25 protein-coding genes are annotated in these 25,321 nt (G+C 68.6%); 10 read left to right on the top strand and 15 right to left on the bottom strand.

What is annotated here, in order from left to right:
* Positions 1 to 70: 70 nt before the first annotated feature.
* The gene (locus ASG69_RS13340; RefSeq protein ID WP_056448583.1) at positions 71 to 814 is read right to left on the bottom strand and encodes a GntR family transcriptional regulator; all 744 of its coding nucleotides are present in this window, start codon (positions 812 to 814) and stop codon (positions 71 to 73) included.
* A 158-nt stretch (positions 815 to 972) separates the two neighbouring features.
* On the opposite strand from ASG69_RS13340, the gene ASG69_RS13335 reads away from it, so the two are divergent.
* Together ASG69_RS13335 and ASG69_RS13330 are read left to right on the top strand one after the other, a co-directional pair.
* Positions 973 to 1,413, top strand: coding sequence for an acyl-CoA thioesterase (locus ASG69_RS13335; protein WP_027507255.1), 441 nt, complete (start codon positions 973 to 975; stop codon positions 1,411 to 1,413).
* Positions 1,410 to 2,585 (top strand): benzoate/H(+) symporter BenE family transporter, encoded by a 1,176-nt coding sequence (locus ASG69_RS13330; RefSeq protein WP_056448456.1) that lies wholly within the window; start codon positions 1,410 to 1,412, stop codon positions 2,583 to 2,585. Before ASG69_RS13335 ends, ASG69_RS13330 begins: the two co-directional genes overlap by 4 nt.
* A gap of 70 nt (positions 2,586 to 2,655) precedes the next feature.
* On the opposite strand, the gene ASG69_RS13325 is transcribed toward ASG69_RS13330, so the two are convergent.
* From ASG69_RS13325 to ASG69_RS13310, 4 genes are all read right to left on the bottom strand, one after another.
* The gene (locus ASG69_RS13325; RefSeq protein WP_056448581.1) at positions 2,656 to 3,657 is read right to left on the bottom strand and encodes a phosphotransferase family protein; all 1,002 of its coding nucleotides are present in this window, start codon (positions 3,655 to 3,657) and stop codon (positions 2,656 to 2,658) included.
* Positions 3,658 to 3,704: 47 nt separating this feature from the next.
* Positions 3,705 to 4,922: an acyl-CoA dehydrogenase family protein gene (locus ASG69_RS13320; protein WP_027507258.1), complete on the bottom strand. Its 1,218-nt coding sequence runs from the start codon at positions 4,920 to 4,922 to the stop codon at positions 3,705 to 3,707.
* Between the two features lies 1 nt (position 4,923).
* The gene (locus tag ASG69_RS13315) at positions 4,924 to 5,751 is read right to left on the bottom strand and encodes an SDR family oxidoreductase (RefSeq protein ID WP_056448579.1); all 828 of its coding nucleotides are present in this window, start codon (positions 5,749 to 5,751) and stop codon (positions 4,924 to 4,926) included.
* A gap of 71 nt (positions 5,752 to 5,822) precedes the next feature.
* The gene (locus tag ASG69_RS13310; protein WP_056448453.1) at positions 5,823 to 7,307 is read right to left on the bottom strand and encodes a cryptochrome/photolyase family protein; all 1,485 of its coding nucleotides are present in this window, start codon (positions 7,305 to 7,307) and stop codon (positions 5,823 to 5,825) included.
* Between the two features lie 260 nt (positions 7,308 to 7,567).
* Between ASG69_RS13310 and pdhA the strand changes: the two genes are divergently transcribed.
* The 3 genes from pdhA (at position 7,568) to ASG69_RS13295 (ending at position 10,392) form a co-directional block, all read left to right on the top strand.
* Positions 7,568 to 8,644 carry a pyruvate dehydrogenase (acetyl-transferring) E1 component subunit alpha gene (gene pdhA, locus ASG69_RS13305; RefSeq protein WP_056448450.1) on the top strand — a complete coding sequence of 359 codons (1,077 nt, stop codon included), beginning with the start codon at positions 7,568 to 7,570 and terminating at the stop codon, positions 8,642 to 8,644.
* Positions 8,641 to 9,669 carry an alpha-ketoacid dehydrogenase subunit beta gene (locus ASG69_RS13300; protein ID WP_082544673.1) on the top strand — a complete coding sequence of 343 codons (1,029 nt, stop codon included), beginning with the start codon at positions 8,641 to 8,643 and terminating at the stop codon, positions 9,667 to 9,669. Before pdhA ends, ASG69_RS13300 begins: the two co-directional genes overlap by 4 nt.
* Before the next feature lie 69 nt (positions 9,670 to 9,738).
* Complete coding sequence (locus tag ASG69_RS13295; RefSeq protein WP_056448448.1) at positions 9,739 to 10,392, top strand: hypothetical protein; 654 nt, start codon at positions 9,739 to 9,741, stop codon at positions 10,390 to 10,392.
* Between the two features lie 28 nt (positions 10,393 to 10,420).
* On the opposite strand, the gene ASG69_RS13290 is transcribed toward ASG69_RS13295, so the two are convergent.
* The 3 genes from ASG69_RS13290 to ASG69_RS13280 are packed head-to-tail and all read right to left on the bottom strand — an operon-like array spanning position 10,421 to position 13,328.
* On the bottom strand, positions 10,421 to 11,863 hold the full coding sequence (locus ASG69_RS13290; RefSeq protein WP_056448445.1) for an NAD(P)(+) transhydrogenase (Re/Si-specific) subunit beta: 1,443 nt from the start codon (positions 11,861 to 11,863) through the stop codon (positions 10,421 to 10,423).
* Positions 11,863 to 12,204 carry an NAD(P) transhydrogenase subunit alpha gene (locus ASG69_RS13285; RefSeq protein ID WP_056448442.1) on the bottom strand — a complete coding sequence of 114 codons (342 nt, stop codon included), beginning with the start codon at positions 12,202 to 12,204 and terminating at the stop codon, positions 11,863 to 11,865. The genes ASG69_RS13290 and ASG69_RS13285 overlap by 1 nt, the downstream gene beginning before the upstream one ends.
* Positions 12,204 to 13,328, bottom strand: coding sequence for an NAD(P) transhydrogenase subunit alpha (locus tag ASG69_RS13280; protein ID WP_261775823.1), 1,125 nt, complete (start codon positions 13,326 to 13,328; stop codon positions 12,204 to 12,206). The genes ASG69_RS13285 and ASG69_RS13280 overlap by 1 nt, the downstream gene beginning before the upstream one ends.
* 246 nt (positions 13,329 to 13,574) lie before the next feature.
* On the opposite strand from ASG69_RS13280, the gene ASG69_RS13275 reads away from it, so the two are divergent.
* Positions 13,575 to 14,369, top strand: a complete 795-nt coding sequence (locus tag ASG69_RS13275) for an SIR2 family NAD-dependent protein deacylase (RefSeq protein WP_027504970.1) — start codon at positions 13,575 to 13,577, stop codon at positions 14,367 to 14,369.
* Positions 14,366 to 14,785, top strand: coding sequence for an HIT family protein (locus tag ASG69_RS13270; RefSeq protein WP_056448436.1), 420 nt, complete (start codon positions 14,366 to 14,368; stop codon positions 14,783 to 14,785). The genes ASG69_RS13275 and ASG69_RS13270 overlap by 4 nt, the downstream gene beginning before the upstream one ends.
* A gap of 16 nt (positions 14,786 to 14,801) precedes the next feature.
* On the opposite strand, the gene dhaL is transcribed toward ASG69_RS13270, so the two are convergent.
* The gene (gene dhaL / locus ASG69_RS13265; RefSeq protein ID WP_082544671.1) at positions 14,802 to 16,457 is read right to left on the bottom strand and encodes a dihydroxyacetone kinase subunit DhaL; all 1,656 of its coding nucleotides are present in this window, start codon (positions 16,455 to 16,457) and stop codon (positions 14,802 to 14,804) included.
* Between the two features lie 60 nt (positions 16,458 to 16,517).
* Here dhaL and ASG69_RS13260 point away from each other — a divergent pair, with 60 nt between their 5' ends.
* Complete coding sequence (locus ASG69_RS13260; RefSeq protein WP_027504967.1) at positions 16,518 to 17,153, top strand: Type 1 glutamine amidotransferase-like domain-containing protein; 636 nt, start codon at positions 16,518 to 16,520, stop codon at positions 17,151 to 17,153.
* Between the two features lie 3 nt (positions 17,154 to 17,156).
* On the opposite strand, the gene ASG69_RS13255 is transcribed toward ASG69_RS13260, so the two are convergent.
* Positions 17,157 to 17,537: a hypothetical protein gene (locus tag ASG69_RS13255; RefSeq protein ID WP_235578956.1), complete on the bottom strand. Its 381-nt coding sequence runs from the start codon at positions 17,535 to 17,537 to the stop codon at positions 17,157 to 17,159.
* A gap of 271 nt (positions 17,538 to 17,808) precedes the next feature.
* Here ASG69_RS13255 and ASG69_RS13250 point away from each other — a divergent pair, with 271 nt between their 5' ends.
* Complete coding sequence (locus ASG69_RS13250) at positions 17,809 to 19,182, top strand: FAD-binding oxidoreductase (RefSeq protein WP_156380527.1); 1,374 nt, start codon at positions 17,809 to 17,811, stop codon at positions 19,180 to 19,182.
* Here the strand turns inward: ASG69_RS13250 and ASG69_RS13245 are convergent.
* The 5 genes from ASG69_RS13245 to ASG69_RS13225 form a co-directional block, all read right to left on the bottom strand.
* Positions 19,179 to 20,489, bottom strand: a complete 1,311-nt coding sequence (locus ASG69_RS13245) for an aspartate aminotransferase family protein (protein ID WP_056448433.1) — start codon at positions 20,487 to 20,489, stop codon at positions 19,179 to 19,181. The two genes, ASG69_RS13250 and ASG69_RS13245, sit on opposite strands and share 4 nt — an antisense overlap.
* Positions 20,490 to 20,501: 12 nt before the next feature.
* The gene (locus tag ASG69_RS13240) at positions 20,502 to 21,545 is read right to left on the bottom strand and encodes a TIGR03842 family LLM class F420-dependent oxidoreductase (RefSeq protein ID WP_056448430.1); all 1,044 of its coding nucleotides are present in this window, start codon (positions 21,543 to 21,545) and stop codon (positions 20,502 to 20,504) included.
* Between the two features lie 3 nt (positions 21,546 to 21,548).
* A complete protein-coding gene (hydA, locus tag ASG69_RS13235) occupies positions 21,549 to 22,967 on the bottom strand; it encodes a dihydropyrimidinase (protein ID WP_027504963.1) in 1,419 nt (472 codons plus the stop codon).
* Entirely contained in the window at positions 22,964 to 23,800 is an 837-nt protein-coding gene (locus tag ASG69_RS13230; RefSeq protein ID WP_056448423.1) for a nitrilase-related carbon-nitrogen hydrolase, read from the bottom strand. The genes hydA and ASG69_RS13230 overlap by 4 nt, the downstream gene beginning before the upstream one ends.
* A 73-nt stretch (positions 23,801 to 23,873) precedes the next feature.
* Positions 23,874 to 24,848 (bottom strand): LppP/LprE family lipoprotein, encoded by a 975-nt coding sequence (locus tag ASG69_RS13225; protein ID WP_056448420.1) that lies wholly within the window; start codon positions 24,846 to 24,848, stop codon positions 23,874 to 23,876.
* Between the two features lie 167 nt (positions 24,849 to 25,015).
* On the opposite strand from ASG69_RS13225, the gene ASG69_RS13220 reads away from it, so the two are divergent.
* A complete protein-coding gene (locus tag ASG69_RS13220; protein ID WP_056448418.1) occupies positions 25,016 to 25,315 on the top strand; it encodes a DUF1540 domain-containing protein in 300 nt (99 codons plus the stop codon).
* Positions 25,316 to 25,321: the final 6 nt, after the last annotated feature.

The following is a 25,321-nucleotide window of genomic DNA, read 5'->3' as shown; positions in this document are numbered from 1 at the left end:
ATCTGCGGATGGAACGCCTCGACCGAAGTGTACGAGCGAACGGCGTCGGCGACGCTGTCGGCTGTGGACGTCAGCGACGCTGTGGCCGCCGCCCGCCCTGGACCTCCATCGTGAGCTGATACCGATCGCAGCGGTACCAGCTCTCCGTGTGTTCGATCGGCCGGTCACCGCTGAACGACACCCGGTCGAAGTACAGCACCGGCGCCCCACGCTTCGTCCCCAGCAGCGTCGCGGTGTCGTTGTCGGCCGCCGTCGCGCTGACCGTCTGCTCGGCGCGATCGATGGTCTGCCCGTAGTGGGAGGACACCGCGTCGTAGATGGACTTGCTCAGATCGAGATCGACCAGGCCCGGCAGCACGGCGGCGTCGTACCACCCGTCGTCGACGCTGACGGGCTCTCCGTCCGCCAGTCGCAGCCGCTTGATGTGGTACGCCTTGCCGCCCGCGGCGATGTCCAGCGCACGGATGGTGGCCACCGACGGATCCTCGAGCCGCGCGAAGAGAACGACCGTGGTGGGTTCGAGACCCTGAGCGCGCATCTCCTCCGAGAACGACGCCAGGTGGAGCCTCGACTGGACGGGCCGACTGGCGACGAACGTGCCCTTGCCGCGCACCCGCACCAGGTGGCCCTCGTTGACGAGCTGACCGATGGCCTCGCGCACGGTGATCCGACTGACCCCGTAGTCCTCCATGAGGCGCCGTTCGCTCGGCATCAGATCGCCGGGCTGGAGTTCCTTGGTGCACCGGTGCAGCAGGATCGCGCGGAGCTGCTCGTGCTTGGGTACGGCACTGTCGCGAAGGTGGACGGGCATCACCACGGCGTGTACTCCCGAGAATCGGCGCGACCGGAGCGATCTGTGGCGCGAGCGGTACGGACTGGTCCCGTCCAACTTACTACCGTGGCTGCGCCCCGTGCGCCTTTTGCGCACCCTGGGATACGCGAAAGGCGCACGGGGATGGAATCCTCACCCGCATGACCGAGAGCACCGTCCCGTCCGCAGCCGACTGCCCCGTCCTGTGGCCCGTCGCCACCCGCTGGGAGGACAACGACCACTACGGGCACGTCAACAACGTCACGTACTACTCGTACTTCGACACCGCGGTGAACGGGTGGCTCATGCAGAGCACCGGCCTCGACATCCGCACACTCCCGGCCATCGGCGTGGTGGCCGAGACGTCCTGCAGGTTCCTCAGCCAACTGAGCTTTCCCGACGACCTGCAGGTGGGTATCGCCGTCGAGAGGCTCGGCAACACCTCGATCGTGTACGCGCTGAGCATCTTCCGGGTGGACGGCGAAAACTTGACCCCGGCGGCGGCGGGACGGTTCGTGCACGTCTACGTCGACGCCGAGACCCGCCGCCCGACACCGGTCCCCGACGAGATCCGCGCGGTCGTCGAGGCACTCGGACAGTGACAGCCCCCGGCCGGGTGTCCCTCGCCGTGCCGATCGGCGCGGGGGTGGTCACCGCGCTCGTCGGGTTCACCAGCTCGTTCGCGGTGGTCCTCACCGGCCTCCGATCCGTGGGTGCCAGCGAGGCGCAGGCCGCCTCCGGGCTCTTCGCCATGTCTCTGGTGATGGCGCTGGGGATCACGGGTCTCGCACTGCGCTACCGCATTCCGATCACACTGGCCTGGTCCACACCCGGTGCCGCGTTGCTCGCGGGTACCGGAGCGGTGGTCGGCGGATGGCCGGCGGCCGTGGGGGCGTTCGTGACCGTGGGCATCGCAATCGTGCTCACCGGAGTGTGGTCCGGCCTCGGCCGCGTCATCGCGGCGATCCCGGTGTCGTTGGCACAGGCGATGCTCGCCGGCGTCATCCTGCCACTGTGTCTCGAACCCGTGCGGGCCCTCGCGGACAATCCCGCGGCGGTCGCCCCCGTCGTCGTCACATGGGTCGTGCTGCTGCGCTTCTCCCCGCGCTGGGCGGTACCGGCGGCCTTCGCCGTCGCCGCAGTGGTCATCGGCATCTCGCTCACGACGGGCGACACCGAGATCGGCGCCCGATCGCTGCTCCCGAGCCTCGACCTCGTCGCACCCACCTGGACGTGGCAGGCGCTGATCGGCATCGCACTGCCGCTCTACATCGTGACGATGGCGTCGCAGAACATCCCGGGAACGGCCGTCATGGCCTCCTTCGGCTACGCGGTACCGTGGCGAGCCTCGATGACCGTCACCGGTGTCGGCACAGCGATCACCGCACCCGCCGGCGTTCACGCCGTCAACCTCGCTGCCATCAGCGCAGCGCTCGCGGCCGCCCCGGACGCGCACCCGGACAAGGATCGTCGGTGGATCGCGGCGGTGGCTGCCGGGGCGTGCTACCTGGCCCTCGCGCTCGCCTCGGCGGCGCTGGCGACCCTCGTCGCCCTCGCGCCGGCCGGCATCGTGGAAACCGTTGCGGGACTGGCGTTGCTGGCAACCCTCGCGGCATCGCTGGCCGCCGCGTTGAGCACCGAGGCGGACCGGGTGCCGGCGGCCATCACGTTCGTCGTCGCCGCCTCGGGTGTGGCGATCGCGGGGATCGGCTCGGCCTTCTGGGCGCTCGTGCTCGGTCTCGTCGTCCGACTGGGCCTCACCCGACGCGCCTGAGGACCGGCGCTCCTCGTGCGCCTTTCGCGTATCCAGGGGTACGCGAAAGGCGCACGGGGGCGGAGCCCACTCAAAGGATCCCGGCCTCCTCCGCCGTGGCGACGGCGCGGCCGATGATGCCGTCCACCAGATCCGTCGTCGGCGAACCGTCGCGTGCCCGGTTGCGCTCGTCGTCGATGGCCCGGCGCATGACGCCCTCGGCGATGACGGACAGCTTCCACAGCGCGAGGGTGTGCCAGTACCCCACCGCGGAGACGTCGCGGCCGGTGGCGGCGGCATAGAGCTCGACCAGCTCGTTCCTCGTCGGGAAGCCCGGCAACGTGGAGGACATGAACATGCCCGCGTTGTCGTCGTCGGCCTCCGACCAGTAGGCCAGCAGCGCACCGACGTCCGCGAGCGGCTCGCCCAGCGTGCACAGCTCCCAGTCGACCACCGCGACGATCGCGTCGTCGACACTTCCCTCACCGGCTCCGCTGGTGATGATGTTGCTCAGATGGAAGTCGCCGTGCACCAACGAGACCTCGGCCTGCTCCGGAGCCGACGCCGCCAGCGCGGTGGCAAGGCGCTCGATGTCCGGAACGTCCCGCGTCTTCGACTGCGCCCACTGCGACGACCATCGCTTCAGTTGCCGTGCGGCATAGGGCTTGTGGCTGGCGAGATCCACCAGGCCGGTGCTCTCCAGATCCACGGCGTGGATCTTGCCGAGCGTGGCGGGCATGGCCTCACCGATCGTCCGACGACGTGCCTGCGACAGTGTCTCCGCGACAGTCGGGCTGTCGACCACCAACCCGTCGACATGACTCATCAGGACGAGGGGCGCATCGGTGACCGACGGATCGTCCGTCAGTGCGATCGTCGTCGGCACCGGAACGGCGGTGTGCTGCAACGCCGACAGGATGCGGTACTCGCGAGCGACGTCGTGTGCCGACGCCAGCAACGTGCCCAGCGGCGGACGCCGCAGGACCCAGTTGCTGCCCGCGGCGTCGGTCACCGCGAAAGTCAGATTCGACTGCCCGTTACCGATGCGCTCGAAGGTCAGTGGCCCCGAGACCCCGATGTCGAGGCTCTCCATCCACGTCGTGACCGCACCGTCGTCGAGGCCCGGTGTCGTTCCCGTCGTCACTTGTCGATCTTCCGGTAGGGCGCCAGCTCGGTGCGTGCGATGGTCCGCTTGTGCACCTCGTCCGGACCGTCGGCGAGACGCAGGGTCCGCAGGTGGGCGTACATGCTGGCGAGCGGGAAGTCGTCGGAGACACCGCCGCCGCCGTGAACCTGGATGGCGCGGTCGACGATCTTGAGGGCCATCGCGGGCGCGGCGACCTTGATGGCCGCGATCTCCACGCGCGCTTCCTTGTTGCTGAACTCGTCCATCATCCAGGCGGCCTTCAGCGTGAGCAGGCGCGCCATCTCGATGTCGATGCGGGCTTCGGCGATCCAGTCCTGGATGTTGGCCTGCGCCGCGATCGGCTTGCCGAACGCCACGCGGGACGACGCACGGTCACACATGAGTTCCAGTGCGCGCTCGGCCATGCCGATCGCCCGCATGCAGTGGTGGATTCGGCCGGGGCCGAGACGTGCCTGGCCGATCATGAAGCCGGCACCCGGTCCGGCGAGCACGTCCTTGCCGGGGACGCGGACGTTCTCGAACAGGACCTCGGCGTGACCCTCGCGGTCCTGGTACCCGAACACGGGCAGTCCGCGCAGGACGGTGACGCCCGGCGCGTCGATCGGCACGACCATCATCGACTGCTGCTCGTACGTCGACGCCTCGGGCGCGGTCTTGCCCATGACGATCAAGACCTTGCAGTTCTGGTGCAAAGCGTTGGAAGTCCACCACTTCCGACCATTCAGGATCCAGTCCTCGCCGTCGGCCACCATGGACATCGCGATGTTCGTCGCGTCGGAGCTGGCGACATCGGGCTCCGTCATGGCGAAAGCGGAGCGGATGGTGCCCTCGAGCAACGGTGCGAGCCACTTCTCCTTGTGCTCGTCCGTGCCGAAGCGGGTGAACACCTCCATGTTGCCGGTGTCGGGTGCGGCGCAGTTACAGGCCTCGGGCGCGATCGCGGGGCTGCGGCCCATGATCTCCGCGAGCGGCGCGTACTCGGCGTTGGTCAGACCGGGGCCGTAGGCGGGATCCGGATGGAAGAGGTTCCAGAGGCCGCGCGACTTCGCGTCGGCCTTGAGCTCCTCGAGGATCGGCGGCTGGAAGTGCGGATCACCGGACTCCAGGATCTGCTGGGCGTAGACCGCCTCCGCCGGATAGACCTTCTCGTCCATGAACGCCAGCAGGCGCTGCTGGTAGTCCTTGCACCGATCCGAGTACGCGAAATCCATGTCAGCGATCCTGTCCTGGCCGTGCGGCCGTCTCGAGAGATGTTCGGTACCGACGCATCCCGGCGATCCACCGGTCGTAGTCGGCACTCTTGTGCGAGTAGAACGTGAGCACCTCGGGGTGCGGGAGAACGAGGAACTTCTCGGTCTCCATCGCCTCGAGGACGATGCGAGCGACGTCCTCCGGTTCGAGGACGGTGCCGGCGCCGGTCACGGCGGACGCCGCCACCGAGGCACCTTCAGCGTCACTGTCGAAGCCCGAGTTCAGGAGTGCCGTGTTGACGCCCATCGGGCACAGGCAGCTCACCGCGATGCCTCTGTCGCCGTAGGTGACCGACAACCATTCGGCGAAGCCGACGGCGGCGTGCTTGGACACCGAGTAGGTGGCCGATCCGATCTGGGTGAGCAGGCCCGCCGCGGACGCGGTGGACAGGAAGTAGCCGTGCGTTCCGCGCTCGATCCATCGCGGGATCACCACGCGCGCAGCGCGCACATGGGCGAGGACGTTGACCGACAGCGCGGTGTCCCAGGCGGCGTCGGTGCTGTCGAGCCCCATCCCTGCCGTCGTCCCGGCATTGGCGATGTAGATGTCGAGTGGCCCGAACGCCTCCTCGACCCGCTCGATCATCTGGGCGATCACCGCGTCGTCGGCGACGTCGCCGCCGACGGCGATGCACCGCTCCCCCAGTCGCGCGGCGACCGCATCGGCGGCCGCCCCGTCGAGATCGGCGACCAGGACCGAGTTCCCGGCCTCGACCAGTGCAGTGGCGAGGGCGGCGCCGATACCGGCGCCACCTCCCGTGACGATGGCGACCTTGTCTGTGACCCGCATCATTCAGATAGTAGGCATGCGCAGTGGGTGACGGGCTTTCAGGGTCAACGAACTCGAGGTCGACCTCGAGTTCAGAAAGTGGTCCGGTGCCGCTCCTGCTCGACGATCTCGTCGATGTCGCCGAGCCGCTCCATCGAACTGACTGCTCGGCGCGTGCGCATGTTCTTCGCCAGCCGCTCGCGGTGCTTGTGCGTGAACGCCCAGTACCCCGCCGTGAACGGACACGCGTCCTCCCCGACCCGCTTCTTGGGGTCGAACGCGCAGCCCTTGCAGTGGTCGGTCATGCGGTCGATGTACGCGCCGCCGGACGTGTAGGGCTTGGTCGCGATCACTCCCCCGTCGGCGTGCTGACTCATGCCGAAGACGTTGACGGGCATGACCCACTCGTACCCGTCGACGAAGTGCTCGGTGAACCACCGGGTGAGCGCCCGCGGGTCGTACCCCCGTTGCAGCGCATGGTTTCCCAGGATCATCAGGCGCGGGATGTGGTGCACCCACCCCCGATCGTGCACGCCGGCGAGGGCGTCGGACAGGCACGCTGCGGTGACCTCCTCCGCGTCGAGGGTCTGGAACCATCCGGGCAGCGGGGTGTCGGCATCGAGGGCATTGGTGCGCATGTAGTCCTCGCCCAGATGCCAGTAAAGGTGCCACACGTACTCGCGCCACCCGAGGATCTGGCGTACGAACCCCTCGACGCTCGCCAGCGGTGCCGTCCCGTCCCGGTAGGCCTGCTCGGCGGCGCGCGCCGCGTCCAACGGGTGCAGCACACCGAGGTTGAACGGCACCGACAGCAGCGAGTGCGACATGGTCCAGTCCGCCGCCATCACGGCGTCCTCGTAGGGACCGAACGTGGCGAGACGGGTGGCCGCGAAGGTCTCCAGCGCCGACGCCGCCTCGGCTGCGGTGACGGCGAAGAGACGCGGTCCGTCCTCGCCGGACCAGTCGACGTCCATGGCGTCGAGATCCGCGCGCACACCGGCGTCGATGTCGTCCTCCTCGGGCCACCACGGTTCGGGAACACCGAGTGTCGTCCGCTTCTTGGGCGGCTTCTCCCTGTTCTCCGCGTCGAGGTTCCAGGTGCCGCTCACCGGGTTCTCGCCGTCCATCAGGATGTCGAACCGGCGGCGCTGCTCTCGGTAGAAGTTCTCCATCAGGAACGACTTCTTGCCGCCCGCCCACTCGGCGAAGTCCGCACGGGACAGGGCGAACGTCGGGGTCGGCACGATCTCCTCGACCAGACCCTCGTCGGCCAGACGACGGACGAAGGCCTCCGCACGCCGCGACGTCGGTTCGTGCACGACGACCGGGCGCCCGACGCGGGCGAGGCCCTCGCGGTAGGTGTCGGCTCGGATGTACGTGGCACGGTCGCCGAGTTCGTCCGCGAGGTGCCGCATGCCGCTGAGCAACAGATGCGCCTTCTGCCGATGACCCCGTCGACGGCCCAACGCGCGCGCCGACTCGATGATGACGACGTCGCGGTCCACCATCTCCTCGGACGAGTGGACGTGGGGGCCGAGTTGATCAGCGAACACCCAGAGCGGAGCCGGAGAGGACATGCTCTGCTGTTCCCCGTCCTCCGCGGAGCCAACCGGCCGGGAACCGCTACGCGTGACCGTCCGACACCGTCGCCCGATGCCCATCCTGCTCGTTCTGTGCGTGTCGGGGAGGCAATCGCCGAGCGAGTTGCTCACTCTCGTCCGCATCACTTGCGCAATGCGGTCAGGCGAGCATGCTGTGAGGTGAGCCACACCCGGTTCGTCCACACTGTGCGCCCTCCTCTCACGACGAGGTCCGCGCACCGGCGGAGAGGAAGCCCATGACCCGATCGGACACACCGCGGGGCGATCGCATCGCGCATCCCGTGCAGCTCGTCCAGCCCGACGGGCGACGAGTGCACGACCCCGAGCACTGGCGACTCGTCGCCGACGTCGACGCCGCCCACATGCTCGACATGTACCGCGACATGGTGGTCGCTCGCCGCATCGACACCGAGGCGACCGCGCTGCAGCGCCAGGGTGAGCTGGGACTGTGGGCACCGCTGCTGGGTCAGGAAGCAGCCCAGGTGGGCTCGGCCCACGCCGTCACCGCGGACGACTACATCTTCACGAGCTACCGCGAGCACGCGGTGGCGTACTGCCGAGGCGTGCCGGTGGAGAAGCTCACCGCACTGTGGCGCGGTACTGCGCACTCCGGCTGGGACCCCGACGAGTACAACATCACCAACCCGGCGATCATCGTCGGAGCGCAGGGACTGCACGCCACCGGCTACGCCATGGCAGCGCGGCTCGACGGTGCCGAGATCGCCACTGTCGCCTACTTCGGCGACGGCGCCACCAGCGAAGGCGACATCTCGGAGGCGCTGTCGTTCTCAGTCTCTTTCGGGGCCGGCGTCGTGTTCTTCTGCCAGAACAACCACTGGGCCATCAGCGAGCCCGTTGCGCTGCAGAGTCCGCTGCCGCTCGCCTCCCGCGCCGCCGGCTTCGGCATGCCCGCCCTGCGGGTCGACGGCAACGATGCCCTCGCCGTCCTCGCCGTCACCCGTGCCGCCGCGCACCGCGCCCGCACCGGCGGAGGCCCCACGTTCATCGAGGCCATGACCTACCGCATGGGCCCGCACACCACCTCGGACGATCCGACGCGGTACCGCGCCGACGCCGAGCGCGACGTGTGGGCGGCGCGCGATCCGTTGGACCGCCTCGACAGACTGCTCACCCGCGAGGGCGCCCTGACACCCTCCGTGCGCGAGGGCATCGCCGCGACCGCCGACGACGTCGCCGCCCGGCTCCGCTCCGCCACGATCTCCGCCGTCGATCCGGAGTCGTCCACCCTGCTCGACCACGTCTACGCCGAACCCCACGCTGTGGTGGACCGCCAGAAGGAGACACTGCGATGACCACCGGAACCCTCTCCCGCGCCGGCGCGACCACCGCGTCGTCCGATCTCCACGTCAAGGGCACCCTCGGTGGTGCGATCAACGCAGGTCTCCGCGCCTCCCTCGAGGCCGACGACAAAGTCGTGCTGATGGGCCTCGACATCGGCAAGCTCGGCGGTGTGTTCCGCGTGACCGACAGACTGCAGAAGGACTTCGGCGATCAGCGCGTGCTCGACATGCCCCTCGCCGAGTCCGGCATGGTGGGCACCGCGTTCGGCATGGCGCTGCGCGGCTACCGCCCCGTCGTCGAGATCCAGTTCGACGGGTTCGTCTATCCGGCCTTCGACCAGATCGTGTCCCAGGTGGCCAAGATCCGGTACCGCACCGCCGGTCGCATCGGCGCCCCGATGGTCATCCGCATCCCGTTCGGTGGTGGCATCGGAGCCGTCGAACACCATTCGGAATCTCCCGAGGCGTACTTCGCCCACACGGCGGGCCTGCGCGTGGTCAGCCCGAGCACGCCCCACGACGCGTACTGGATGATCCAGCAGGCCGTGCACTCGGAGGACCCCGTCGTCTTCCTCGAGCCCAAGCGTCGGTACTGGGACAAGGGCGAATGGGCCACCGATGCGCCCGATCTGCCGCTGGACGCCGCTCGCGTGTGCCGCACCGGTACCGATGCGACAGTGGTGGCCTACGGGTCGATGGTGCAGACCGCACTGAAGGCAGCCGAGGTGGCGGAGTCCGAGGGCCACAGCCTCGAGGTCATCGATCTCCGGTCCCTCTCACCGCTGGACACCGACACGGTCTGTCGGTCCGTGCGTCGGACCGGGCGCCTCGTCGTCGTGCACGAGGACACGGGCTACCTCGGCATCGCGGCGGAGGTGGCGGCCCAGGTGTCGCAGGAGTGCTTCTACTCGCTGGAGGCACCCGTCCAGCGGGTCACGGGCTTCCACGTTCCGTACCCGCCGGCACGCCTCGAGCGGCACCACCTCCCGGACGTCGATCGGATTCTCACGGGAGTCGACACGGTTCTCGCAGGCTGACGCGCCGCACGGGAATCACTGCGCCGGGTCACAGGATTCTGCCAGCCTCGTGCGCCATCATGGGGACCCGTGAGTACCACGACGACGCAACAGATCGCGCTTCGCGCCCGACGCACCACCCCTCGGTGGTGGGCACTGACCGGAGTGTCCGCGGCGGCACTGGTCGTGCTCTACGCCGTCCTGCCGCTGCTGGGCGTGCGCTACCCACCGGCGTCGGTCGCGCTCGAGGCCCTGTACGCCCCGGCCGACACGGTGCTCGACGTCATCGACGTGACGACCGTGCTGGTGGTGGTCGCCGCGCTGACGGTGGTCGCGGTGGTGCGCAAGTTGCCGTACGGCATCGGCGCGATCCTCATGCTGTGCCTCGGGTCGACCCTGACCGCGGCAGCCGGGTCGGCATGGCTGTCCGATCACATCGCGACGTCGGCACTTCCCGACGGCCGCGTGGTCGCAGCATCCTCGGTGATCGCGTCGGGTGCGCTGGTCGTGCCCGGTCGGCTGCGGCCCGTCGTCCTGGGGCTGGGCTCGGCCCTGGTCGCAGGCGTGGCCCTCGCCGCCGTGGTCACCGCGGGTGCGACAGGCATCGGCATCGTCGGGGCGCTGCTGGTGACCGGGATGTGGTGGGGCGCCGCCGGTGTCGTCATGGCGCACTCCCCCGTCGCCGCTGCCCGCGAGGCAAAGAACCCTCTCGACACCGCGGCCCTGATGCTCCGCCGCCGGTGAGCGGGCGGGGCATCAGGGCCGGGTACACCTAGAGGGCTTTGAGTTCCTCGATGACGGCGTTGACGGACTTCTTCGCGTCCCCGAAGAGCATCGACGTGCGGTCCGCCGTGAACAGCGGATTGTCGATACCGGCGTACCCGGAGCTCATCGACCGCTTGAGCACGATCACCGACCGCGACTCGTCCACGTTCAGGATCGGCATCCCGTGGATCGGCGAACTCGGATCGTTGCGCGCCGCCGGGTTGGTGACGTCGTTCGCGCCGATGACGAGGGTGACATCGGTGCGGGAGAACTCCCCGTTGATGTCGTCCATCTCCTTCATCGCCTCGTACTCCACGTCCGCCTCGGCGAGCAACACGTTCATGTGACCCGGCATGCGCCCGGCCACCGGATGGATCGCGTACTTCACCTCCACGCCCTTGGACTCGAGGATCGACGCCATGTCCTTGACCGCGTGCTGGGCCTGCGCGACCGCGAGACCGTAGCCGGGCACCACGATGACCTGCGAGGCGTACGCCATCTGGATCGCCACGTCCGCCGCCGAGGTGGACTTCACCGTGCCGCCGGCATCGTCCGGGCCACCGACCGCGGACGCGCCGCCGCCACCGAACGACCCGAACACGATCGCCGGGATCGACCGGTTCATCGCCGTCGCCATCAGATTCGTGAGGATGGTACCGGACGCGCCGACGATCATGCCCGCCACGATCATCGCGGTGTTGTTCAGCGCCAACCCCGCCGCCGCAGCCGACAGACCCGTCAACGCGTTCAGCAGCGAGATCACCACCGGCATGTCCGCGCCGCCGATGGGGAACACCACGAACAGGCCCATCAGCGCCGCCGCGACGAGCACCAGCACGATCCACCACTGCGAGGTGCCCTCCCCCGGGGTGGCGCGCAGACCGATGTAGACCGACACCGCCACCGCGAGGAGCAGCAACACGATGTTGGTGAGCTGGAAGATGCGGGCGTTCTTCACGAACGCCTTCTCGACCTTCTTGTTCAGCAGCTCCTGCAGCTTCAGGAACGCCACCAGCGAACCCCAGAACGACACCGAGCCGATGACCGCCGCGAACAGTGACCCGATGACGATGTGCACCGTCGGCTCTTCACCGTGCTGGAACGCGGAGAACCCGTCGGTCTCGATGAACTCCGACCAGGCGATCAATGCGACCGTGCCGCCGCCCACGCCGTTGAACAGCGCCACCAGCTGCGGCATCGCCGTCATCTTCGTGCGCTTGGCCGGCGGGACACCCAGCAGGACACCGATGGCCAGACCGGCGGCGATGAGGATCCAGTTGATCGCCGCCGTGTCACGGACCTCGATCAGAGTCGCCACCACGGCGATACCCATACCGACAGCGGCGATCCAGTTGCCGCGTACCGCCGTCTTCGGGCCGGTCAGACCCATCAGGCCGTAGATGAACATCGCGAACGCGACGATGTAGAGGATGTTGACGAGATTGTTCATCAGGAATCAGCACCCTTCTCGCCGGTTGCCGTCGACACAGCAGCGGGCGCCTTCTTGCCCTTGAACATGCCGAGCATGCGGTCGGTGACCAGGAACCCACCGACGACGTTGAGCGTGCCGAAGATCAACGCGACGAACGCGATGATCCGCACACCCCACGGCGCGTCCTCCGGCAACCGGCCCAACACGATGAGGGCGCCGAGCACGACGATGCCGTGGATGGCGTTGGTACCCGACATCAGCGGCGTGTGCAGCGTGTTCGGCACCTTGGAGATGACAGCGAAACCGACGAACCCGGCCAGGACCAGGATCGCGATGTTCGCGAGCAACGGTGTGTACATCAGGCGTCCGCCTTCACGGTGGTGTCGGCCGTGCGCGTCACGCACGATTTCGCGAGGACCTCGTCGGTGAAATCGGGGGCGAGGGCACCGGCATCGTCGAGCATCAGTTCGATCAGCGCCGAGATGTTCTTGGAGTACAGCTCACTCGCGTGCTCGGGCATCGTCGCCGGCAGATTCAGCGGCGAGGCGATGATGACGTCGTTCTTCACCACCGTGCGACCCGGCTCGGTGAGCTCGCAGTTGCCACCGGTCTCCCCCGCGAGGTCGACGACGACACTGCCCGGTCGCATCCCCGCGGCAGCCGCCGCGGTGACCAACTTCGGCGCCGGACGACCCGGCACCAGAGCGGTGGTGATGACGACGTCGAACGTCGAGATCGCCTTCTCCAGCGCCGCCTGCTGCTGGGCACGCTCGTCCTCGGTGAGCTCACGGGCGTAGCCGCCCTCACCGGCGGCGTCGATCCCCAGATCCAGCCACTGCGCGCCGACCGACCGCACCTGATCGGCGACCTCGGGACGCACGTCGTACCCGGTGGCGCGGCCACCGAGACGCTTCGCCGTCGCCAACGCCTGCAGCCCCGCCACACCCACACCGAGTACCAGCACCGTCGCCGGCTTCACGGTGCCCGCCGCGGTGGTGAGCATCGGGAAGAACCGCGTCGACTCCGACGCCGCGAGCAGCACCGCCTTGTAGCCGGCGACGTTGGCCTGCGAGGACAACGCGTCCATGACCTGCGCGCGAGAAATCCGCGGGATTGCTTCCACCGCGAAGGCCTGCACGCCCGCGGCGGTCAACTCCGGAATGATCGTGTCCGCGTTGCGCGGCGCGAGGAAGCCGATGAGCGTCGATCCGCGGCGCAGCTTGCGCACCTCGGCCGACGACGGCGGCGCCACCTTGACCACCACGTCGGCGCTGTACGGATCGCCGATGCTCGCACCGGCGTCGACGTACAGCTGATCGGGGATCAGAGCGCCCAGACCGGCACCCGCCTCCACCACCACGCGCACACCCTTGCCCGTCAGCGCGGCGACCACCTTGGGGACCAGCGCCACCCGGCGCTCCCCCTCGTTCGTCTCACGCACGACGCCGACCAGCGTCCCTGCTTCTCGAGAATCTTCCACCAGCTGTACTTCCTGTGAATGGCGGCACGTCCGCGTCCCGCGGAGCTGCACTGCCGCCGACTGTCGTCGGTTCCGAGAACGACCTCGTCGACGGTGGCTCATGTTCGCCCGCGTGAGAGGTCCTGGAGTCGGCCGGGTGGGCCCACCGCAAGGTAACGCACGACACAGACATACCGAGCGTCGAGGTCGAATGTGAGGCGGAGGTCATAACGGACCGAGTGTGTCGGTGCGACTTGGCACACTCGCTTCATGACCACCGACAGTGCCGACCCCGCATCCGACGTTCCGCAGCCCGTGCTGGAGGCCGTCCGGTCCGCGTCCCGCGTCGCCGTGCTCACCGGGGCCGGGATGTCCGCGCAGTCGGGCGTGCCGACGTTCCGCGACGCGCAGACCGGGCTGTGGGAGCGGTACTCCCCGGAGGAGCTGGCCAGCCCCGACGCGTTCGTCCGCGATCCGGATCTGGTGTGGGCCTGGTACCGCCGACGAGCGCAGCTCGTGGCCGCCTCGAGCCCGAACGCCGGTCATGTGGCCCTCGCGCAGTGGCAGAGGTCCGCACCGCAGCAGACCGTCGAGATCGCCACGCAGAACGTCGACGACCTGCACGAGCGCGCCGGGTCCACCGTGCTGGCCCACGTCCACGGCACACTGGCCGCGGTGCGGTGCTCGATCTGCGAGGAGCCTTTCGAGGGACCGGTCGACGACGTCGAGGACGGCGCGGAACGCATCGCGCCGCCTGCGTGCGGTCTGTGCGGAAGTCCGGTCCGCCCCGGTGTCGTGTGGTTCGGCGAGCCGCTCCCGGAAGCGGAGTGGGCAGCGGTAGCGGCGTCCGTCGAGGCCGCCGACGCCGTCCTGGTCGTGGGAACGTCCGGCGTGGTCTACCCCTTCGCGGGGCTTCCCGCTCAGGCTCGCAGCGCGGGCGCCGTCGTCATCGAGATCAACCCGGACGAGACCGCGGTCTCCGACATGGCCCACCACGTCTGGCGGGCGACCGCGGCCGACTCCCTGCCTGCACTCGTCGCCGCCGTCACGGAGCAGCAGCGATGACCGAGTGCGTGTTCTGCGACATCGTCGCCCGCCGCGCCCCCGCGACGATCGTCCACGAGACCGACTCGGTGCTCGCGTTCCTCGACATCCGGCCCGTCACCCGCGGGCACACCCTGGTGGTTCCCAAGGTGCACTCCTCGGGGCTCGAGACACTCGACCCGGTCGTGGGTGGGCAGGTCTTCGCCGCCGGCCAGGCCCTGGCCGACGCGATGCGCCGCAGCACCCTGGCGGCGGACGGGGTCAACCTCGCCATGAACGACGGACGCGCCGCCTTCCAGACCGTGTTCCACTCGCACCTGCATGTCGTACCTCGCCACCACGGCGATCGCATCCGCTTCGTCGCCGGCATGATCACGCGGCGTCAGAGCGAGCCCGAGGCGACCGCCCGGGCAATTCGGGCCGCACTCGCCTCCTGAGGTCCGATGCAGCCGCTCAGGCGGCGGCGAAGAACCAGGAGACCACGAGAGCACCGGGGTCGATGACGCCGCGCGCCGCGTCGCCGATGTAGCTGGCGCGGCCACGCTGGGCGACGGTGTCCGTCGTGGACTCGGCACCGCGCGTCGCAGCCTCGGCAGCCGCGGCGAGGGCCGCCGAGAGCTCGACCGATCCGGCGTCCCCCAGAGCTCGCGCCGCCGGGTCCAGCGCGTCCACCATGGTCTTGTCTCCCGGCTGCGCACCGCCGAGATCGGTGATGGCGGCCAGTCCGTCGGCCACTCCCGCGGCGATGCTCGCGGTGCTCGCCCCGGGACCGTCGAAGGCGACCGAGACCCGGTGGAAGAACGCACCGAAGAGAGCGCCGGACGTTCCGCCCGCATTGCCGAGGAATCCACGAGCCAGGATCTCGAACACCGCTGCGGGCGAGGCACTCTCGTCCACCGCGAAGTCGGCCAGACCGATCTGCATGTTCACTCCGAAGTCGCCGTCACCGGCTCGGCGATCGAGGTCGGTGAGCTCGTCGATCGACGACCGGACACGCTCGACGAACGACGAGACCCAGGTGGTGACGAACGGGTCGGCCGCGCCGCCCGGAAGCTCCGACACCGCTGCCGCGTCCGTGTCGTCCACGGCGTCGTCGTGCAGGTCCTGCGCCGGGGAGCGGGGCCACGCGGGCGCCTCGGTCGGGGCGTCCCACAAACCGAGGATCTCGTCGTCGCAGCGGACGGCGGTCAACGACACCCCCGCCATGTCGAACGCCGTCACGAGGCTCCCGACGAGCGTGCGTCGGACGGTGATGCCGCGCCCCTCGAGATACCGCAGCGCGGCACCGAAGACGATGTCGAGTTCGAGCGGATGGGTCGCGCCGAGTCCGTTGACGATGAGCACGACGCCCTCGCCGCCGGACAGTCCCAGCGAATCGGCCACGGGTCCGAGCAGCGCCTCGGCGATCTCGGTGGCGGTGAGCGTCGCGACGCGCGCGGTGCCGCGCTCGCCGTGGATACCGACACCGAGTTCGACCTCGTCGTCGCCGAGCTCGAAGGACGGGGACGACGCGCCCGGAACCGTGCACGGACGGAAGGCCACCGCCATGCTGCGAGCGCCCTCGGCGACCCGCCGCCCCAGCGCGGCGACGGAGGCGAGGTCGTCGCCGCGAGCAGCGGCGGCGCCGCAGATCTTCTCGACGGCCACCGTCGCGGCGGTTCCGCGTCGGCCGGGCCCGTCCTCGCTCTCGGACGCGACGTCGTCGGCCACGAGCACCGTCTCGACCGTGATGCCGTCGGCAGCACACAGATCGGCCGCGATGCGGAAGTTGATGACGTCGCCGGTGTAGTTCTTGACCACGTGGATCACGCCGGCACCGGCCTCGACGGCCCGCGTCGCCGCCTCGATCTGCAGCGCGTTCGGGCTCGTGAACACAGACCCCGGCACCGCCGCGTCCAACATCCCGGCGCCGACGAAGCCGGAGTGGAGCGGTTCGTGGCCGGAACCACCGCCCGACATCACGGCCACGCGCCCGTCCGTCGTGCGGCCGCGGCGCGTGAAGTATCCGGGCCGTTCGACGAAGCGGAGGTCGGCGCTGCGCCGGGCGGCGGCGCGGCAGGCGTCGACGATGACGCGGGACGGATCATCGATCATCTTGTGCAGCGACATGCACCCGACACTAACCACGTCTGCACACCCGACGCGTGCGTACTGACCTACGCTCTCGCCATGCGCCTGTTCCTCGCGTCCTACCGATTCGGGCTCGCCCGTGACCGGTTCCTCGAACTGACCGGACCACCCGGCCGCATCGCCGTCATCGCCAACGCGGCGGACTCCTGGCCCGACGCCGCGCGCGCGTCCGCGGTCACCAGTGAGTTCACCCTCCTGCGCTCGGCGGGTTTCCTCCCTGTCGAGGTCGACCTGCGCGAGTTGATGCCGAGCACGGCGCACGACGTCCTGGCCGCCTTCCCCGCCGTGTGGGTCCGCGGTGGGAACACCTTCGTGCTCCGGCGCAGGATGGCCTCGTCCGGTGCCGACGAGGCGATCGCTCGACTGCTCGCGGAGGATTCCGTCGTGTACGGCGGGTACAGCGCCGGAGCCTGCGTCCTGGGTCCGACACTGCGGGGCGTGGAGTACGCCGACCCGCCTGGCGAGGTGGAGCCGACCACGGGCGAGGACGTGCTGTGGACCGGCCTGGGAATCATCGACGACGTGCTCGTGCCGCACTGGGCGTCGGACACTCTGGATCCCGACGGAGCGTCGGCCGCGATGGCCGCGGCGTGCGACGCGGCGGGAACGCCGTACCGCACGCTCACCGACGACCAGGTCTACGTCGTCGACGGCGGCGATGCCGCGGTGATCTGACTGTCAGCCGCTGTGCGCGATGGGCATCTGGAACGGCGCGAGCCGGTCCATCGCCGACCACGCGAGCCGGCAACGCCGCACGGTCATCTCGTCGGCGTCACGGAGCAACGCATCGAGCAGCAGGCCCGGACGTTCGGACCACTGGGCGGCGAGGGCGTCCATCTCGGCATCGGTGAACAGTCCCGAGCGTCGTAGCGCCGACGTCCACTCGGTCACCTCGCCACGATGGAGCGACTCGAGGGTGTCGTAGTCGACGCCGCTGGAGACGAAGTCGTAGGAGAACAGCGCCGCCGCGCACTCGAACGGGGTGTTCTTCGTCGGTCTGCGCGACGCTGTCGTCGATGGTGCAGATGCCGACCGTGTGATGTCGTGTGACGGTGCCATGAGTGCCTCCTTCTCGCCCCCTCGGTCTCGGCCCACGTGCCGATCTCCGTCATCCGGACGCTAATCCTCCGACGTGCTCTTGTCGGCACCCATCGGGGCACGATCTGGTAACAGAGTTGCTCGTGTGACTGATGTGAACATCGGCCGGACGTCGACCCGGCCACCGTTCGACGCGGTCACCCACTGTCCCGCACCGTGTCTCGTCATTCCGGCGAGGTCACGGGCAGGGCTGGGGGTAGCGTCGAGACGTAGGACCCGCCGGTCGAGGAAGGTGAGCATCATCGACGATCTCGTGACGTCCCTGACAGACGCGGTCGGAGCCGCCATCGTGGTGACCGATCCGGACATCACCGCCGGCTATCGCCAGGACTGGGCCCGCGATCCGAACGCCGGCACTCCCCTCGCCGTCGTGCGCGCCACCAGCACGGCCGACGTCCGCGCCGTCATGCTCTGGGCCACCGAGCATTCCGTCCCGGTGGTGCCGCGCGGCGCGGGATCCGGTCTGTCCGGTGGTGCGACCGCCGTCGACGGCGGCATCGTGCTGACGACCGAGGCGATGCGCGCCGTCACCGTCGACCCGGTGACGCGGACGGTCGTGGTCCAACCCGGTCTGCTCAACGTCGAGGTCAAGGCCGCTGCGGCCGAACACGGCCTGTGGTACCCACCGGATCCGTCGTCGTTCGAGATGTGTTCGATCGGCGGCAACGCCGCCACCAACGCCGGCGGCCTGTGCTGCGTCAAGTACGGGGTGACCACCGACTACATCCTCGGTCTCGAGGTGGTCCTAGCCGACGGCACCGTCGTGAACCTGGGCGGCCCGCGTCTGAAGGACTCGGCCGGCCTGTCGCTGACCAAACTCTTCGTTGGCAGCGAGGGCGTCCTCGGCATCATCACCGAAGTGACGCTGCGACTGATCCCGGCTCAGCCACCCGCGAGCACGGTCGTGGCCACCTTCACCCGCCTGTCCGACGCGACCGACGCCATTCTGGCGATCACCCGCTCGCTGCGGCCCGCCATGCTCGAGTTCATGGACTCCACGTCGATCAACGCCGTGGAGGACGCCATGAAGATGGGCCTCGACCGCACGGCGGCAGCGATGCTCATCGCCCGCTCCGACTCACCCGGCGCGCACCGCACCGAGGAGACCGAGACCATGGCCGCGGCGTGCACGGCCGCCGGCGCCGACGAGGTGTTCGTGACCGACGATCCCGACGAGGGCGAAGCGTTCGCCGCAGCCCGGCGCTTCGCCATCCCCGCCGTCGAACGCACCGGATCCCTCCTGCTCGAGGACGTCGGAGTTCCGCTGCCCGCACTCGCGGACCTGGTGCAGGGAATCGCGAAGATCGCCGATGCCCGCGGCGTCGTCGTCGCCGTCATCGCCCATGCGGGCGACGGGAACACGCACCCGCTGATCGTGTTCGACCCCGAGGACGCGGACATGGAGGAGCGTGCGCACCAGGCATTCGGCGAGATCATGACGCTCGCGATCTCGTTGGGCGGCACCATCACCGGGGAACACGGTGTCGGCCGGCTCAAGAAGGCGTGGTTGCCGGATCAGGTGGGTGAGGACGTCATGGAGCTGACCCGGCGCATCAAGCACGCCCTCGATCCCGCGGGCATTCTGAATCCCGGTGCCGTGCTCTAGTTCCGGGTGTACCCGTCGGCGACCTCGAGCACCTCGTCGAGGATCTCGAGTCCGCGACGGATGTCCTCCTCCGTCGTGACGAGCGGCGGCGCGATCTGCAGCCGATTGCCCGCCACGAACGGCCACAGCCCGCGCTCCTTGGCCGCCTTCGTGACGGCCGCCATGGGAGCTGCGGCGGCGCCGGTGGCGTTGAACGGTGTCAGCGGCTCGCGGGTGCCCTTGTCCGTCACCAGTTCGACGGCCCAGAAGAACCCCATGCCCCGCACGTCACCCACACTCGGATGCGCCTCACCCAGCTTGGTGAGCCCCGGCCCGAGGACGTCCTCCCCCACGGCGCGGACGTGGCCCAGGATGTCGTCGCGCTCGAACACCCGGATCGACGCGATACCGGTGGCGCAGCCGAGCACGTGGCCCGAGTAGGTCAGACCTCCCGGATACGGCGTGTGGTCGTACCGCTGCGCGATCTCCTCGGAGATCACCACTCCGCCGAGCGGGACGTAGCCGGAGTTCACACCCTTCGCGAAGGTGATCAGATCGGGCTCGACGCCCCACGCCTGGCACGCGAACCAGTGCCCGGTCCGGCCGAAGCCCACCATCACCTCGTCGGCGATGTACACGATGCCGTAGCGAGTGCAGAGTTCGCGGACACCGGCCAGATACCCCGGCGGCGGGACCAGTACGCCGTTGGTGCCGACCACCGACTCGAGAATGAGCCCCGCGATGTTCTGCGGTCCCTCCAGCGTGATGACCATCTCGAGGTGGGCCAGCGCCGCGGCCGTCTCCTCCTCGGGGCCGGTCGAATTCCAGGGTGACCGATAGGGATACGGCCCGAAGAACCGGACGACGTCGACGTTGGTCGGCTCGGTTCCCCACCGGCGCGGCTCTCCCGTCAGACCGATGGCCACACCGGTGCCGCCGTGGTACGACCGGTACGCGGCCAGCATCTTGGTCCTCCCGGTGTGCTGGCGAGCGAACCGCACGGCGTGCTCGACGGCCTCGGCCCCGCCCGTGGTGAAGAAGACGCGGTTCAGGTCACCGGGAGCGCGCTCGGCGATCAGTCGAGCGAGTTCGCTGCGCTTGTCGTTCGCGACCGTCGGGGAGATGGTGGTGAGCACACCGGCCTGCTCGACGATCGCCGCCACGATGTCGGGGTGCTGGTGCCCGATGTTGACGTTGACCAGCTGCGAGGAGAAGTCGAGGTACTTCCTGCCCTGGTCGTCCCAGAAGTAGGACCCGGACGCCCCGGTGATGGTGACCGGGTTCAGCTCCGCCTGCGCGGACCAGGAATAGAAGACATGGTCGGTCATGTACCACCTCCGTTATCGGGCGATTCCGGATTCCGTCGCCACCTCTGACGTCATCATGGCAGGAAGAACCGACTCGCCGTAGGCATCCAGCGTCGCGGTCTTCGCATCGTGTTGGAGGTAGACCGCGAACTGGTCCACACCGAGCGACTCGAGCTGCCGGAGTCGCTGCACGTGCTGCTCGGGCGAGCCCAGGATGCAGAACCGGTCGACGATCTCGTCGGGCACGAAGTCGGCGTGCGTGTTGCCGGCTCTGCCGTGTTGGTTGTAGTCGTACCCCTGGCGGCCGGCGATGTAGTCCGTGAGAGCGGCCGGGACACCGGAGGTCGCTCCGTAGCGGGACACGATGTCCGCGACGTGGTTTCCCACCATGCCGCCGAACCACCGGCACTGATCACGGGCATGCGCGGCGGCGGCCGCGGAACCGTCGGTGACATAGGCGGGGGCGGCGACGCAGATGGTCACGGCATCGGGGTCGCGCCCCGCCTTCTCGGCGGCGTCGCGGACGGTGGCCACGGTCCACTCGACGATGTCGGGATCAGCGAGTTGCAGGATGAACCCGTCGGCGACCTGCCCGGTGAGTTCCAGTGCCCGCGGGCCGTATCCGGCGATCCACACCTCGAGCTCGGACCGCGACGCCCACGGCAGCCGCACGGTGGTCTCGCCGATGCGGGCGGACCGCCCGTTGCCGAGTTCGCGGATGATCTCCACCGACTCGGCGAGCCGCGCGATCGTGGTGGGCTTCCCACCCAGAGTGCGCACCGCGGAGTCGCCGCGGCCGATCCCGCACACGGTGCGGTTGCCGTACATCTCGTTGAGTGTGGCGAACGTCGATGCCGTCACCGTGACGTCCCGCGTCGACGGGTTGGTCACCATCGGTCCGACGACCACCGTGCGGGTGCTCGCGAGGATCTGACTGTGGATGACGTAGGGCTCCTGCCACAGCAGGTGTGAATCGAAGGTCCACACGTGGGAGAAGCCGTGCGTCTCGGCGATGCGAGCGAGTTCGACCACCCGCGAACTGGGTGGGGTGCACTGCAGCACCACTCCGAAGTCCATCCTTCACACCAGATTCTGGGACAGGTCGCGGCGCACGAAACGGCCGTGCCCGGCGCGGCCCAGGTACTCGCCGCGGTCGACGACGACGGTTCCGCGGGAGATCACCGTGTCGACGTGGCCGTCCACGGTCATGCCCTCGTAGGCGGAATAGTCCATTCTCATGTGGTGTGTCTCGACTCCGATGGTGGTGCGGCCGTTCGGGTCGTAGACCACCAGATCCGCGTCGGCACCGGGCGACACGATGCCCTTGCGCGGGTACATCCCGAACATGCGGGCCGGCGTCGTGCAGCACACCTCGACCCACTTCTCGAGCGTGATCTTCCCCGACACCACACCCTGGTACATCAGGTCCATCCGATGTTCGACCGACCCGATTCCGTTGGGGATCTTGGAGAAGTCGCCGATTCCCATCTCCTTCTGGTCCTTCATGCAGAAGGGACAGTGATCGGTGCCGACCGTCGAGACGTCGCCCGTGCGGAGGTACCGCCACAGCTCGTCCTGGTGCCCCTCGGCACGGGACCGGAGCGGGGTCGAGCACACCCACTTCGCACCCTCGAAGCCCGGCGCACCGAGTTGCTCCTCGAGCGAGAGGTACAGATACTGCGGACACGTCTCGGCGAAGACGTTCTGCCCCTTGCCTCGTGCCGTCGCGATCTGCTCGAGCGCCTGTTTCGCCGACACGTGGACCACGTACAGCGGCGCTCCAGTCACGTCGGCCAGCATGATCGCGCGATGCGTTGCTTCTTCCTCGAGCTGCCACGGCCGGGACGTGCCGTGGAAGTACGGCGCCGTGTCACCGCGTGCGATCGACTGCTCGACCAGGACGTCGATGGCGATGCCGTTCTCCGCGTGCATCATCAGCAGCGCGCCGGTCTCGGCGGCAGTCTGCATCGCCCGCAGGATCTTCCCGTCGTCCGAGTAGAAGACGCCGGGATAGGCCATGAACAACTTGAAGCTGGTGACACCTTCGGAGACCAACTCGCTCATGGCCTTCAACGAGTCGCTGTCGACGTCTCCGATGATCTGATGGAAGCCGTAGTCGACGGCGCACGAACCGGCGGCCTTGTCGTGCCACGTGGCGAGGGTGTCCTGCACACGCATCCCGGGGTTCTGGATGGCGAAGTCGACGATGGTGGTGGTTCCGCCCCACGCGGCAGCGCGCGTCCCCGTCTCGAACGAGTCGGAGGCGAAGGTGCCGCCGAACGGCATCTCCATGTGGGTGTGGCCGTCGACCCCTCCGGGGATCACGTACTTCCCGGTCGCGTCGACGACGACGTCGCTCGACGACGCGAGGTCGGCGCCCAGCAGCGTCGAACCCGGTTGCAGCACTGCGACGATCGTCTCACCGTCGATCAGGACGTCCAGGGGCTGCGACCCCGTCGGCGAGACGACGATGCCCCCGTGGACGAACGTGGTCGTCACGGTGTCACCAGGGGACCGTAGGCGTCGGGTCTGCGATCGCGGTAGAAAGCCCACCGATCGCGGACGGTCGCGATGAGCGACAGGTCCAGATCGCGGACGATCACTTCGGCCGCGCTGTCCGAGGCGACGTCGCCGACGAACTTCCCCTCGGGATCGACGAAGTAGCTCGTACCGTAGAAGTCGTTGTCGCCCAACTCCTCGACTCCCACTCGGTTGATCGCGCCGATGTAGTACTCGTTGGCCACGGCCGACGCCGGTTGCTCGAGCTTCCACAGGTAGTTCGACAGGCCTCGCGAGGTGGCGGACGGATTGAACACGATCTCCGCACCGGCCAGTCCGAGTGCGCGCCAGCCCTCCGGGAAATGGCGGTCGTAACAGATGTAGACCCCCACCTTGCCGACGGCGGTGTCGAACACGGGCCAGCCCAGGTTGCCGGGGCGGAAGTAGAACTTCTCCCAGAAGCCGTTCAGGTGCGGAATGTGGTGCTTGCGGTACTTGCCCAGGTACGTGCCGTCCGCGTCCACCACGGCAGCGGTGTTGTACAGAATGCCTGGCTGTTCCTTCTCGTAGACCGGCAGCACCATCACCATGCCGAGTTCCTTCGCGAGAGACTGGAAACGCTCGACGGTGGGTCCGGGAACCGATTCGGCGTAGTCGTAGAAGGACGCGTCCTGCACCTGGCAGAAATAGGGGCCGTAGAACAGTTCCTGAAAACAGATCACCTGCGCGCCCTGCTCGGCTGCCTGGCGGGCGTACTCCTCGTGGGCCTGGATCATCGATTCCTTGTCGCCGGTCCAGGTGGTCTGAACCAGTGCTGCTCGAACGACAGTCATGACATGACACCTCCGCGTCGGCCCCGTACCGGTGATCCTGCACCCGATCGGCCGGGTCGTCCACCGGTGGAAATCAGCCGTTCGCCACTTCGGGAGGCAGCGGATCGAGCATGTCCACCGAGGATCCGTTCCACCGGTAGCGAACGAGTGCCGGACCGCCGGAGGCTTCCGCGGTGGCCTCGTCGCCGACGAGCCACCGGTACGAGATCGTCACGGTGTCGTCGGTCTGCGCATACGGGTCGAGATCCGTGAACGCGTACGGACGGGCGGTCGCCGTTCCGAGGTATGCGCCGTCATGGAAGAACAGGACCGTCGTGGGACTCGAACCGGTGGCACCGTCGGGAACGGCCATCGCCCAGGCCAGCGTGGCGCACGGATCGCCCTGGCTGTACAGGCTCCAGTCGCTGTCGGAGAAGGTGGGCAGAGAGTCGATCGCGGAGGCGACCACCGAGTCGTCCAGGCACGGATCGGCAGGAGTCTGCCTGTTGCCGTCCACCACCTCCTGCGGCAGGTCGTCCAGCATCACCACGGACGATCCGTTCCAGGTGTAGCGGACTAACCCGGGTCCGCCGGACTGCTGCGAGGTGGACTCACCCTCCCGGAGCCACCCGTACGACACCGTGACCGTGTCGTCGGTCTGCGAGGCGACGTCGGTGAACGAGTACGGCAACGCGGTGGCGGTACCGAGATAGGTGTCGTCGTGGAAGAACAAGACGGTCCACGGACTCGACCCCGTGCCCCCGTCGAGCGCCGCGAGCGCCCACGACAGCGTCGCGCAGGGATCGCCCTCGCGGACGAGCCGCCACCCACTACCGAAGAACTGGGGCAGCGATTCGATGCCCGCCGCCACGACGGAGTCCTCCACACACGCGGTCGACGGTTCCGGCGCGGCCGACGACGCGGGTTCCGTACCCGGTGCCGGACCCACCGCTGTCGAGGTCGTGGTGGTGGTCGGAGGAGGTGGCGCCGCGGAGCCCTGGCCGGAGTCGGAGCACCCGCTCGCGAACAGCACGGTGACGGCCAGGGTCGCGAGAAGTGTTCGTCTCATGATCTGTCCATCCGAGCGAACAGACCGATCGTTACGTCGTCGACGAATTCGTCATCGATCCGTGACCCGAAAGAATAGGAAACATCATTGTTGTAGAAAGGGTGACCATATCTAGGTCAGCCTGACCTTGCTGGTGGAGACGCTTTTCGCGTATTACCGTCATCGTCATGACTTCCCTCGAAATGCCCCGCGTCAGTGAGTGCAGTGTCAGCGCCTGTTCGTACAACCACGACGGATGCCACGCCTTCGCCATCAATGTCGGAGGCTCGAACGGAACGGCCGATTGCGGCACGTTCATTCCCTTGAGCACCAAGGGCGGTCTCGACACCGTCTCCACCCAGGTCGGTGCGTGCCAGCGCGTCGACTGCTCGTTCAACGACAACCTCGAGTGCAGCGCGACAGCGGTCCGCATCGGCGCCGGCGAGTCGTCGGACACCGCGAACTGCCTCACCTACAGCAAGGCATGACGAACC

Source organism: Rhodococcus sp. Leaf225 (genome assembly GCF_001426145.1).
Classification (GTDB): domain Bacteria; phylum Actinomycetota; class Actinomycetes; order Mycobacteriales; family Mycobacteriaceae; genus Rhodococcoides.
The sequence above is the reverse complement of the archived record's forward strand: the minus strand, read 5'-3'. Positions and strand labels throughout refer to the sequence as shown.